Source organism: Neisseria musculi, from assembly GCF_014297595.2.
GTDB lineage: Bacteria > Pseudomonadota > Gammaproteobacteria > Burkholderiales > Neisseriaceae > Neisseria > Neisseria musculi.
In genome coordinates this window covers 2365668-2377703 of sequence record NZ_CP060414.2, presented here as the reverse complement: position 1 = coordinate 2377703, position 12036 = coordinate 2365668, and the positions used below count along the sequence as shown (strand labels likewise).

General features: G+C 52.6%; 10 protein-coding genes, 2 tRNA genes and 1 pseudogene. 4 read left to right on the top strand and 9 right to left on the bottom strand.

Features of this window, described 5'->3' with window-relative positions:
• Positions 1–104: 104 nt before the first annotated feature.
• From H7A79_RS12310 to mraZ, 8 genes and pseudogenes are all read right to left on the bottom strand, one after another.
• Positions 105–1040: an Abi family protein gene (locus H7A79_RS12310; protein WP_187000402.1), complete on the bottom strand. Its 936-nt coding sequence runs from the start codon at positions 1038–1040 to the stop codon at positions 105–107.
• Positions 1041–1110: 70 nt separating this feature from the next.
• A complete protein-coding gene (locus H7A79_RS12305; RefSeq protein WP_187000401.1) occupies positions 1111–1623 on the bottom strand; it encodes a M23 family metallopeptidase in 513 nt (170 codons plus the stop codon).
• 80 nt (positions 1624–1703) lie between these two features.
• A pseudogene (locus tag H7A79_RS12300) lies at positions 1704–2719 on the bottom strand (hypothetical protein).
• A gap of 106 nt (positions 2720–2825) precedes the next feature.
• A complete protein-coding gene (locus H7A79_RS12295; RefSeq protein WP_187000400.1) occupies positions 2826–4310 on the bottom strand; it encodes a UDP-N-acetylmuramoyl-L-alanyl-D-glutamate--2,6-diaminopimelate ligase in 1485 nt (494 codons plus the stop codon).
• 10 nt (positions 4311–4320) lie between these two features.
• Entirely contained in the window at positions 4321–6072 is a 1752-nt protein-coding gene (penA, locus tag H7A79_RS12290) for a peptidoglycan D,D-transpeptidase PBP2 (protein WP_187000399.1), read from the bottom strand.
• Positions 6073–6126: 54 nt separating this feature from the next.
• Positions 6127–6387 (bottom strand): cell division protein FtsL, encoded by a 261-nt coding sequence (ftsL, locus tag H7A79_RS12285; protein WP_187000398.1) that lies wholly within the window; start codon positions 6385–6387, stop codon positions 6127–6129.
• Between the two features lie 192 nt (positions 6388–6579).
• On the bottom strand, positions 6580–7554 hold the full coding sequence (gene rsmH, locus H7A79_RS12280; RefSeq protein WP_187000397.1) for a 16S rRNA (cytosine(1402)-N(4))-methyltransferase RsmH: 975 nt from the start codon (positions 7552–7554) through the stop codon (positions 6580–6582).
• Positions 7551–8006, bottom strand: a complete 456-nt coding sequence (gene mraZ / locus H7A79_RS12275) for a division/cell wall cluster transcriptional repressor MraZ (protein ID WP_135035819.1) — start codon at positions 8004–8006, stop codon at positions 7551–7553. Before mraZ ends, rsmH begins: the two co-directional genes overlap by 4 nt.
• A 319-nt stretch (positions 8007–8325) precedes the next feature.
• Between mraZ and H7A79_RS12270 the strand changes: the two genes are divergently transcribed.
• From H7A79_RS12270 to H7A79_RS12260, 3 genes are all read left to right on the top strand, one after another.
• Entirely contained in the window at positions 8326–9474 is a 1149-nt protein-coding gene (locus H7A79_RS12270) for a class I SAM-dependent methyltransferase (RefSeq protein WP_187000396.1), read from the top strand.
• Positions 9475–9618: 144 nt separating this feature from the next.
• Positions 9619–9695: transfer RNA gene (locus tag H7A79_RS12265), tRNA-Met, on the top strand.
• 8 nt (positions 9696–9703) lie between these two features.
• Positions 9704–9779, top strand: a tRNA-Ala gene (locus tag H7A79_RS12260).
• Positions 9780–10124: 345 nt separating this feature from the next.
• On the opposite strand, the gene H7A79_RS12255 is transcribed toward H7A79_RS12260, so the two are convergent.
• Entirely contained in the window at positions 10125–10724 is a 600-nt protein-coding gene (locus tag H7A79_RS12255) for an RDD family protein (protein ID WP_187000395.1), read from the bottom strand.
• 147 nt (positions 10725–10871) lie between these two features.
• On the opposite strand from H7A79_RS12255, the gene asd reads away from it, so the two are divergent.
• Positions 10872–11993, top strand: a complete 1122-nt coding sequence (asd, locus tag H7A79_RS12250; RefSeq protein ID WP_135035810.1) for an aspartate-semialdehyde dehydrogenase — start codon at positions 10872–10874, stop codon at positions 11991–11993.
• Positions 11994–12036 lie beyond the last annotated feature (43 nt).

The following is a 12036-nucleotide window of genomic DNA, read 5'->3' as shown; positions in this document are numbered from 1 at the left end:
ATTTTTGGATTTGGTTTTAAACAAATTGTGTTGCTTTGAAGACGAATTCAGCGTAATATTTATCTCGAAACGGCCGCTACCTCTGCTTTTGCATGTAGTGGCCTTTATTTTTTCCACAAATCCCATTCCCGATAATGCTCCGGCAATCCGAATGCAGCCAAGCTGATAACGGCTTCTTCGGGAAATTCACGCAACAGCTCATCAAACCTGTCCGCCCATTTAGAATGCGGGCACAATATTTGCATCATCTGCTGCATAATGCAGAAATAGAAAAACGGATGGTAATTTTTGAGTTTTTTCCAATATTCATCTGTCGAAATGGGCGCTGCCTGCTGAACGATGCGTGTATTCCACAATCGGTCGTGATGGGCTGCGATATTACGTATCTCATTCAAACTACGCAGCCACTTCGCAAATATCCCGCCATGCAACGCACCGTATTTACGGGCAATGAGATTTTGATCCTGATGCTTCATCCCCTCATATAGGCGGGACATCGCACCAAAGTCCCATAATCCGCATACTGCCCAAACCGGCAAGTGCCCGTATTTATGTAAATTATGAACGACACAAGATATTTTCCGTTGCCGGGCTTTTCTAATCAATTCTTCCAGCCGCTCATACCATTCCTGATACTTAGTCTTCCCGTTGGCCTGAATGGTTTTGGCAAACTTACCATCGAAACACGCCGCGTTTTCATGAGCCAGCGGATCTTTCTTACCCAGAATATGCACGATATCCACCCGCACAGCCATTTCAATCCGCTCAAGTGCATCCAATGCCAGAAAGCGCAATTTTTTATCAAACAGATATAGCGATAAAACACGCTCAAAACTGCTATTGGGCCGGAAGGTTTCCAGCAAAACCTGATTTTGCCCATCCCATTGTCGGAAAACATGAAAATAGCCGCTCAAACGATAATACCCGATACGGCGCAGATATTTTTCCGCACGCTCCCTATCGTCAATTCGCATCCCCCTGCTTTCCAGCACTGCAACTTGGTCGGCAAAATCCCGCCACGGTTTTATCGGTTCAAACATATTTTCAGACGGCCTTCCGTTATATTGTTTTTATATTTGCTTCTGATACTTAAATTTACCCAAACTCAACTCATCTATTCTGGTCAATCAACGGATAAGGATTCACCGCGCCGCCGTGGGTTGTATAAACGCCGTAGTGCAGGTGCGGCGGCGTGGTTTTGGCGTTGCCGGTTTTGCCCACATAGCCGATAACTTCGCCGGCCTTCACTTTATCGTATAACTTCGCACCGGCAAATTTTTTCAGGTGGGCGTAGTAGTGCCATGCGCCGGGGCCCTGTATGCCGATTACTTTGCCGCCCAGCCTGTTTTTGCCGCGCTTGGTAATAATGCCGTTGGTGGTGCTGCGCACGGGCGTGCCGCTTTTGGCGAAAATATCCACGCCTTCGTGCCTGCGGCCGCCGCTGCGGAGTGCACCCCAAGTGTCGTCGAACTTTTTGCCTTTAACGGGGTTGATTAAACTTTGCGCGGCGGGGGCGGGTTGCGCCTGCAGTTCGGCCAGCTCTTGGCTCGGGCGCACGGCTTGACAGCCCCACAAGAAAACTGCAGCAAAACACACCAGCCGCCCGGCAGGTTTCGATATCACTTATCGGGCTCCTTTCGTTGGTTTCAGACGGCCTGTTATTTGTTTCGACAAAGGCCGTCTGAAACATTTCCTTCCTTAATCTACATCACTGCCCGCATATGTTTCATTAATGTTTTGGGTGTAACAAAGGTTAATCCGTACATACTGCCCAATGCCGCTGCCTGAGCATCTTCCAAATCGGTTGCCAACACAATAAATTTGGCAGCGGGCAAATTCAAACGCTTTCTCAACCGCACATATTTCTCAATATCTTGGCGGAACTCACCCGACTTACATTCAATCACCAGCGGCGGCTGCCCGGCCGGCCGGAAAACCACATCCAATTCATACACATCTTCATTACTGAATCTGATTTTCACATTGCGGGCACAAGAAAAGGCATATGTCTTGCCGCGCTGCTTGGCTTCGGCCAACATTTTGCCCAGGGCATACCATTCCAACCAACCGCCGCTGAAAAAATGCTTGATGGCAGCGGCTTTTTGCAGATTCAGCCGGATAATTTTTTCCTGCTTCTGATAAAATATTTGGCAAATAATGTATGGCTGTAAAACTGGCGGCACATATTGTTAATCAGTTGCGCATCTTTCTGCGCCATTTTGCCTATGTCGAGATTGATTCCGGTATGGTTGTTACGGTATGCCCACCCGATACGGCCTAAAATATCCTTAGTGATGTGGTATTTCCCTCCGATTTCCGAAGCGGCCTCGTCAAAATAGCCGCTCATATCGACCGCCGAAAAATCAAACGCAGGCACAATATTTTGTTTGATAAACCATTGTTTAAGCGGCTCATGCTGCTCTTCTGTTGCCAGCACATCGGTTGCGGCGAGATTCACGCCCACCAATAAATTATTTTGCTCCTGCTCCTGCTGTTGCGGCGTTTGGCCGCTATCTTCCGGCATTTCCTGCTCTTGGGCTTTCAGCGCCCGTAATTCCCGATTAACGGCAAAATAGCGCTCCAAAAGCTTCTGCACAAAAAATAAGGTGTCGTAAACCTTATTGGGTGCTTGGCATTTCAAACAGGCAACTTCTGTCATATTCGGCTGCCAAGCATGCTCTGCCAAATGTCCGCATTTATTACAACGATAAATTCCCATTCGTTTTCCTTTCCGTTCTGTCAGTGAGTTTATTTACTTTTTGTTTTCAGACGGCCTGTTCAAACCACCCCCAAAGGCTGTCTGACACAGTAATTGCCATCCGGTTTTATCTTTGCGCCAGCGCTTTTTCCGCTTCTTCGAAATCGGAAAAGTGATGCTTCTCGCCCTGAACATCCTGATAGGTTTCGTGGCCTTTGCCGGCAATCAGAATGATGTCGCCTGCGGCGGCGTGTTTCACTGCATAGCCGATGGCGGAGCGGCGGTCGGCTTCGATGTGCTCGGGGTCCGGCACTGCCGGCAGAATGTCGTTGATGATGTCGGCCGGCTCTTCCATGCGCGGATTGTCGCTGGTTACCACCACTTTGTCGGCACCGGCAACGGCGGCAAAGCCCATCAGCGGGCGTTTGCCTTTGTCGCGGTTGCCGCCGCAGCCGAACACGCACCAAAGATTTGCGCCTTGCGGTTTGATTTCCTGCAGGGTGGCGAGTGCTTTTTCGAGGGCATCGGGGGTATGGGCATAATCGACCACCACCAGCGGTTTGCCGGGGTTCATGATGCAGTCCATGCGGCCGGTGGCAGGGCGGATGCGCTCCAGTGCGCCCAACACGTGTTGCAGCGGGTAGCCGGCAGCGCACAGCACGCCTACGCAGGCGGCGAGGTTTTGGGCGTTGAAGCGGCCGAGCAGGCGGGTTCGGCATTCGCCTGCGCCCCACGGGGTGTCGAGCGTTACCGTCATGCCGTCTGAAGAGGCGGTAAAACCGGTGATGCGGATATCGGCGTGTTCGGCAAAGCCGTAGCGGTAAACGGCCAGGCCCGGGTGTTCGGTTTTCAGACGGCCTGCCAGCCCGGCGCCGTAGGCATCGTCTGCATTCATCACGGCGTGTTGCAGGCCGTGCCAGTAAAACAGGCGTGATTTGATTTCGCCGTAGGCTTCCATGCTGCCGTGGTAGTCGAGATGGTCGCGGGTGAGATTGGTGAACACGGCCGTCTGAAAAGATACGCCGTTAACGCGCGCCTGGTCGAGGCCGTGGCTGGACACTTCCATCGCCACGGCGCGCGCGCCCTGCTGTTTGAAACTGTGCAGCAGGGTTTGCACCGAAACGGGATCGGGCGTGGTGTGGGCGGTTTCTTGCAGGCTGCCCCAGAAGCCGTTGCCGACCGTGCCGATTACGGCGCAGCTGCCCGGGCGGCCTTCGAGTATGTCGGCAGCCTGTGCGAGCCATTGGGTAATCGAGGTTTTGCCGTTGGTGCCGGTTACGCCCCAAACCGAAAGGCCGTCTGAAAGATTGCCGTATAAGGCGGCGGCCAGAATGCCCGCCCTGTTTTTCAAATCTTTGATGCCCTGGTTGGGAACGTTCCAGGCGGGGTGCCAGGAAAAACTGCCGTCATCGTCCCAAAATACAAAGGCGGCTCCGTTTCTGATGGCATCGGGAATAAAGCTGCGCCCATCGGTATATTCGCCTGTGCAGGCAATGAAAATGTCGCCGGGGCGGATTTTGCGGCTGTCTGAGTGCAACCGCCGCCCCGCTGCATCTTGGCACAGCAGGGGCGGCAGGTCGGTTTCAGCCGGGGGAATGCTTTCGCTGAACATAAAAAACTCTTTAGCGTTTGGCCGTCTGAATGGTGGGGGTTTCCTTCAGGGGCTTGGTGGGCGACACACCGAGAATGTTGAGGCTGCCGCCCATGATGCCTTTAAACACGGGGCCGGCAACCACGCCGCCGTAATAGCCGTTTGCCGTTGGCTCGTCTATCGACACGGCCACAATCACGCGCGGGCTTTCGGCCGGTGCGAAACCTACAAAAGTGGCAACGTGTTTGTTGCTGGCATAGCGGCCGTTCACCAGCTTGCGGGCGGTGCCGGTTTTCGCGCCCACGTCAAAACCATCAACCGCGCCCATGGTGCCGGTGCCGCCTTTTTCGGTTACAGAAACCATAATATTGCGCACGGCACGGGCGGTTTCAGGTTTGATAATCTGCTCGCCCTTGGGCGGGGCCTCCTGTTTTTCAAAGCTCACGGGCAACAGCTCGCCATCGCTGGTAATCACGGTGTAGGCGCGTGCCAGTTGCAGCAGGCTCATTTGCAGGCCGTAGCCGAACGACATGGTGGCCTGCTCGATAGGCCTCCAGTTTTGCCATTTGCGCAGCATGCCCGGGCTTTCACCGGGAAAGCCCGAGTGCATTCTGCGGCCTACGCCCAGGCTTTGATAAAATGTGTACATTTCTTCGGGCTTGAACATGGCCGAGAGCTTGCTGGTGCCCACATTGGAGGATTTCTGCATGATGCCGCGCACATCAAGCGAAGGATACACGCGGGTGTCGCGCACGGTGGCCGGCCCGATTTTGTAGGGATGGGTGTTGAAGCGGGAATGGATATTGGCCTTGCCTGAATCCAGTGCTTTGGCAATCGGGAACGGCTTCATGGCCGAACCCGGCTCAAGCATATCGGTTACGGCTCTGTTGCGGCGCTGGCTGCTGTCGGCACTGCCGGGATGGTTGGGGTCGTAGGCGGGGCTGTTTACCAAAGCCAGTATTTCGCCGGTTTGCGCATCAAGCACCACCGCGCTGCCGGCTTTGGCACGGTGGTGGGCAACGGCTTTGTTCAATTCTTCGTAAGCCAGCGCCTGAATGCGCTGGTCGAGCGACATCACCATATCGCTGCCGTTTTGCGGATCCCGGTTGCGGGGAGAATCAAGGCTGTCGACAATATTGCCTTTGTTGTCGCGCAGTACGACTTTGGCGCCGTTTTCACCACGCAGCTCGTCTTCGCGCGCCAATTCCAGCCCTTCTTGGCCTTTGCCGTCAATATTGGTGAAACCGATAACGTGTGCAAACAGGTTGCCCATCGGGTAGTGCCGCTTGGTTTCCTGCTGGAATGCCAAGCCTTTGATGCCCAACGCGGCCACTTTGTCGGCAGTTTCCTTGTTAAGCTGCCGTTTCAAATAGATAAAGTCTTTATCTTTTTTTGCCAGCCGCTCTTCAATGGTGGCAACGGGCACCCCGATAAGGGCGGAAAGCTGCTCGATTTGTGCGGCAGAAGGTTGGATCTCCATGCCCGAAGGCACGGCATACAGCGATTCGGTGGGGGCGCTCAATGCCAATGTGGCACCGTTGCGGTCGGTAATGGTACCGCGCGAAGCGGGCAAGGCTACCGTACGCACAAAACGCTGGTCTCCCTGGTTTTTCAGAAACTCGTGCTGCGTGGTTTGCAGATAAACCCCGCGCCCCACCAGAGCGGCAAATGCCAAAGCCAAACCGCCGAGCACAAAGGCAATGCGCCCGTTGGTGGAAACGGGCTTCTTGGCCTTGGGCTGCTTGGGCAGCATCTGGGGCTTGTATTCGTTTTTAATCAGCATGGCAACTTCTCATTTTTTTCAGACGGCCTTGATGTATTTTTAAAAAGCCGCCTTTTATTTCATCTCAATCATGCGCGTATCTGATACGCCCGGGGGATGCAGCCTTTGCCGCTCTGCCGCTTCTTTGATTAGTGTATGGTTCGACAGCTTGGCCTGTTCGAGCTTCAAACGCGCATAATCCTGTTCGAGCCGGACTTCGTGCTTTTCAGCCTTATCCAGCGACATATAATATTGGCGCGACCGGTCTTGAACGGTTACTACCGCCAAACCCGACAACAATGCCGCTGCCAATAAAATTACGTTTAATTTATTCATATTTCCAAACGGCCCTGTTTTCAGACGGCCTCTTAAACCGGCAACCGCACACGGCCATAGCGGACAAAATAAAAAGCAGCAAAACACCAAACCGCAGGGGGCAGGCAGTAGAAACGGCACGGTGCCGATTCTGCCCCGCTTCAGCTGCTTGTAAAATCGTTCTCATTAAACCTAAATAGAGCAGTATTGTTTTTATTGGGTTTCACGATAAAACGCTGTAAAACTGCCGCCGGTGCGTTCGGCAACGCGCAATACGGCAGAACGTGCACGCGGGTTGGCTGCGGTTTCTTCCCTGCCCGGTTTGACTGCCCTGCCCACCGGCTTTAACGGCGGCTGCGGCAGGTCGGCTTCTTTCACTGCGGCCCAGCGGGGCAGGGGCGGGTGCTGCGAATAACGCTTGATAAACTGTTTCACGATACGGTCTTCCAGCGAATGAAAGGCAATTACTGCCAGCCTGCCGCCTGCTTTCAACCCACCCGCTGCCTGCGGCAGCACGGCTTCTATTTCTTCAAGCTCACGGTTGATGAAGATGCGAACGGCCTGAAACGTCCGGGTCGCCGGGTCTTGCCCGCGCTCGCGGCTACGGACGTTTTGCGCCACGAGCTGCGCCAGCTTGCGGGTTGTATCGATGGGCGCCGTTGCGCGCTGCGAAACAACGGCGCGTGCAATTTGGCGACTAAACCGCTCTTCACCATAGTTTTTGATTACCTCGTGTATTTCCTGCTCGGCCGCACATGCCAGCCATTCGGCTGCCGAAATGCCCCGGGTGGGATCCATGCGCATATCCAGCGGAGCATCGAAACGGAAACTGAATCCGCGCGCCGCCTCGTCAATCTGAGGCGATGAAATACCCAAATCAAACAATGCACCGTCTATTTGACCAACGCCCAGCCTGTCCAAGGCCGTCTGAAAAGTGGCGAAACCGTTGTGCACTACACTCACGCGTTTGTCTTGTTCTGCCAATTCATTGGCAACGGCAACGGCCTGCGGGTCTTTGTCGAACACTATCAAACGCCCTTCCGCCCCCAGTTTCGACAGAATCAGGCGGGAATGCCCTCCCCTGCCGAATGTGCCGTCCACATAAACACCGCTTTCCCGCACAGCCAGCGCATCCACCGCTTCGTGAAGCAACACGGTAATGTGTTGCAAAGTTTCGGCACCGTTCACAGCTGCAAATCCGTTTGACCCAACTCTGAAGCCAACTCATCGGGATCAATATCCAAGGCACGATCCATTTCAGCCTCCCAATGCTCGCGGCCCCACAATTCCAAACGGTTGGCACGCCCCACCAGCGTTACTTCTTTATCAAAATCCACGCGGCGGCGCAGGTTGGCAGGCAGCAACACGCGCCCTGCCGTGTCCAGCTCAAGCGTGTCGGCATTGTGCAGCAACAAATTTTGATAGCGTTGCAGCGTTGGATTACCCGCCGTTTTCAACGCCAAAAGCTGTTTAGCCACGCCCGCCCATTCGGCCTCGGGATAAATCAGCAGGCGGCTGCGTGAATCCAGCGTTGCCACCACAGCCGGTGTGTAATGGCGCAGCAACAATTCGCGGAACTTGGCAGGAACCGCCAACCGCCCTTTGCTGTCTATGCTCAATTCATGAACACCGCCAAACACTTTATCCCACTCCGTGATTAAAAACGGGCAACAGTAACACTTTGACACACATTGCCCCACACACCCACACTATATGCAATTTCAACATTGCGGTCAAACCTGCTTTTCTGAAAAACAACTAAAAAGACAAACACTTAAGTATCATAAAAGCAGGCCGGCCACCTGCTTTGCTCACCCTGTATATATAAAAATCACTATATCTAGTATTATTTTTTTATTAAAATTACCATATATAGTAAAAATATTAAAATAGAGTATGATTTCTAACAACAGGCATCATACATCGCCCCTTTGATAAAATTTACATTTTCTAACATTTATGACCGTGCAATTACCCACCCCTCCCAATACCGCCGCAATATCTTCCCAAGCCCTGCAAATCCTGATTGCAGCAGACATCCGCGAATACGGCGGCTGGATTCCGTTTTCCCGTTTTATGGAGCTGGCACTCTACGCTCCTCGCTACGGTTACTACACCGGAGGGGGGCACAAAATCGGGGCGGCAGGGGATTTTATAACTGCCCCTGCCCTTACGCCCCTGTTCGGCCGCACACTTGCCCGCCAGCTTATTCCACTGTTGCCGCAAACCGATGGCAACATCTACGAATTCGGCGCCGGCACCGGCGAATTGGCCGCCAGCTTGCTGCAATCGCTTTCAGACGGCCTAAATCATTACTACATCATTGAAATATCTAATGAATTAGCAGAACGACAGCGAGCCTGCATTGACAAGCAGGCTCCCCACGCAGCGGGAAAAGTCGTTCATTTAACCGAACTTCCCGACACATTTAACGGCATCATTATCGCCAACGAAGTACTCGATGCCATGCCCTGTGAGCTTATCCGCCGCGAACACGGGCAATTTTGGCAAATCGGCGTGGCTTTGGAACACAACGCCTTTATCCAATCCCCGCGCCCGCTCAGCCAAGCCGGCTTGCTGGCCGATGCTTCGGCCTGTTTTCCGTCCAATGAACCGTACACCAGCGAGCTGCACCCCGTCCAACACGCCTTTATCCGCACGCTGGCAGAAAAACTCGTGCGGGGTGGGTTGGTTTTCATCGACTACGGCTTTGATGCCGCCCAGTATTACCACCCGCAGCGGCATATGGGCACTTTAATCGGACACTACCGCCACCACACCGTGCACGACCCGTTTTTTCAAATCGGCTTAACCGACCTGACCGCCCACGTCAATTTTACCGGTGCCGCCCAAGCAGGCACCGATGGCGGCCTGGATTTAATCGGCTACACCACCCAAGCTAATTTTCTGCTCAATCTCGGCATCACGGAGTTGCTGGTACAAACCGCCGAACCCGGCACACCTGCTTATATTCGTGAAACCGCCGCGCTTCACAAACTTTTAGGCCAACACGAAATGGGGGATCTGTTTAAAGTCATGGCATTCGGCCGTGATGTGGATGTAGCATGGCCGGGCTTTGCCGCCGGCGACATCTGCCACAAGCTTTAAGCTTTTTTTATAACAAAAGGCCGTCTGAAAAATTTTCAGACGGCCTCCAAATATTTTTTCATAAAAATCAAATAAAAACATATAATCACCGTTAAAGCGGTTGCCCCGCAACAAAAAAACCGTATAATTGTGCTCTTATCAAACGGCGAATTAGCTCAGTCGGTTAGAGCAGAGGAATCATAATCCTTGTGTCCGGGGTTCGAGTCCCTGATTCGCCACCAAAACTTTTGGGGGTATAGCTCAGTTGGTAGAGCGCTTGCATGGCATGCAAGAGGTCAGCGGTTCGATCCCGCTTACCTCCACCAGATTTTAAAGCATTTGGTTTCCACCAAGTGCTTTTTATCTTTATAAGGCCGTCTGAAACTTTTCAGACGGCCTTATTCATTATAATAAGTAATAAGTTCACAATCCCCCCGATAACTACACAGAGGCAAAATGCAGGTAGAGCAAATAGTGCAGCAGTAGCGGTAAAGGTTAGCCGACACTCTGATTATTTTAAAGCAGGCCGGTTAGAGCGGATTAAAACACATTCCCGATGCGGCCAAAGCGCAAGCAATACAGTAGTGCATTAAAGTGCCCCTTGCAATTAGTCTGCTATAAAAACAGAATCTTGATGAAGCAGTGCCTTCCGTCCTCACCGCTTCCGGCGCTTATCTTTTCGGCAACTTAACCACCACTGTGTCCGCCAATATATCCTGCAAGGTGCGGCGGTTTTTCGTTTTGTTGAACAACATCACCAAACATACTATCCACAACAATTGTGATAAGGCATTACCGATTAATTCCGCGGTTTCCGTGCCGCCTTTCAGCACCAGTGTAATCAAATAACCAATAATCATTGAAGCAATGCTCACGATAACGTTAAACAAAACCTCGCGCAGCATTACCGTACCCCAAAAGCCGGGGTTTTCACCATTACTTTTTAACACCCTGATTTTTAATATTCTTTTACCGAAAGATTGCCCGTCCTTCGACATCAGCCACATCTGTACAACCAGATAAACCAAAAGCAGCAGCAAGCTGCCTGCGACAAGCGGGCCGTTCCATGTGATTTGGCTCAAAATTTCGGGGTGCTGCTCATCCCAATGCTCCACAAGAGGCAGTACAATGCTGTAAAGCAAAGGAATAAACACTAAAACGGTAAATACCGTATTCAACAGATAGGCCGCAATTCTGCTGCCTGCCGATGCAATATCCACATCCACAATTTCTCCGCCTGCCGATGCTGGGTTAGAATCAAGTATATCCATAATTTGATGCTCCGTTTATTTAAGATTTGGAATTTTTTTCCACCTTACCATAAAAAAGCCTTTACTTTTACACTCTTGAGAGTTAAAACAGCGATTATTTGATTTTCTGCGTTATTTTGTAAACAATTTTTGTTTTAGGAGCACTCAATGAAAGTAGGATTCATCGGCTGGCGCGGCATGGTCGGCTCGGTTTTGATGCAGCGCATGCAGGAGGAAAACGACTTCTCCCATATCCCCGAAGCTGTATTTTTTACCACCTCCAACGTAGGCGGAGCCGCACCCGATTTCGGTCAAACCACCAAAACACTGCTGGACGCCAACGATATTGCCGCACTGGCGAAGATGGACATCATTGTTACCTGCCAAGGCGGCGATTACACCAAAGCCGTATTCAAACCGCTGCGGGACCTTGGCTGGAGCGGCTATTGGATTGATGCGGCCTCTACGCTGCGCATGAACGATGATGCTGTGATTATTCTCGATCCCGTCAACCGCAACGTTATCGACCAAGCCCGGCAACGCGGCATAAAAAACTATATCGGCGGCAACTGCACCGTATCGCTGATGCTGATGGCCTTAGGCGGCTTATTCCAAAATGATTTGGTGGAATGGGCAACCAGCATGACTTATCAGGCCGCCTCGGGTGCAGGTGCCAAAAATATGCGCGAACTGATTGAAGGCATGGGCGCAATTCACAACGAAGTCAAAGCCGAAATCGCCGACCCCGCCGGCGCGATTTTAAACATCGACCGCAAAGTATCCGACTTTCTGCGCAGCGATGCTTTCCCCGCCGCCAACTTCGGCGTGCCGCTGGCCGGCAGCCTGATTCCGTGGATTGATGCCGACTTGGGCAACGGCCGCTCGAAAGAAGAATGGAAAGGCGGCGTGGAAACCAACAAAATCCTCGGCCGCAGCAGCAATCCCACCGTGATTGACGGCCTGTGCGTGCGCATTGGGGCGATGCGTTGCCACAGCCAGGCCATCACGCTGAAGCTGAAAAAAGATCTGCCGGTTTCCGAAATCGAGCAGCTGCTGGCATCGGCCAACAGCTGGGTGAAAGTGGTTCCCAACGAAAAAGAAGCCAGCATCCGCGAGCTGACCCCCGCCAAAGTAACCGGCACCACCAGCGTTCCCGTGGGCCGCATCCGCAAACTGGACATGGGGGGCGAATACATCAGCGCGTTTACCGTTGGCGACCAGCTTCTTTGGGGTGCGGCCGAACCACTGCGCCGGATGTTGCGGATTATATTGGGAAATTTGGATTCATAACCGGCTCAGCGCATATATACATAGGCTCTAGACTGGCAGAATA

Bases quoted from the DNA above. Each gene is read 5' to 3' on its own strand.
- H7A79_RS12310 (WP_187000402.1), bottom strand. From the start codon at position 1,040: ATGTTTGAACCGATAAAACCGTGGCGGGATTTTGCCGACCAAGTTGCA.
- H7A79_RS12295 (WP_187000400.1), bottom strand. From the start codon at position 4,310: ATGTTCAGCGAAAGCATTCCCCCGGCTGAAACCGACCTGCCGCCCCTG.
- penA (WP_187000399.1), bottom strand. From the start codon at position 6,072: ATGCTGATTAAAAACGAATACAAGCCCCAGATGCTGCCCAAGCAGCCC.
- ftsL (WP_187000398.1), bottom strand. From the start codon at position 6,387: ATGAATAAATTAAACGTAATTTTATTGGCAGCGGCATTGTTGTCGGGT.
- H7A79_RS12270 (WP_187000396.1), top strand. From the start codon at position 8,326: ATGACCGTGCAATTACCCACCCCTCCCAATACCGCCGCAATATCTTCC.
- H7A79_RS12255 (WP_187000395.1), bottom strand. From the start codon at position 10,724: ATGGATATACTTGATTCTAACCCAGCATCGGCAGGCGGAGAAATTGTG.
- asd (WP_135035810.1), top strand. From the start codon at position 10,872: ATGAAAGTAGGATTCATCGGCTGGCGCGGCATGGTCGGCTCGGTTTTG.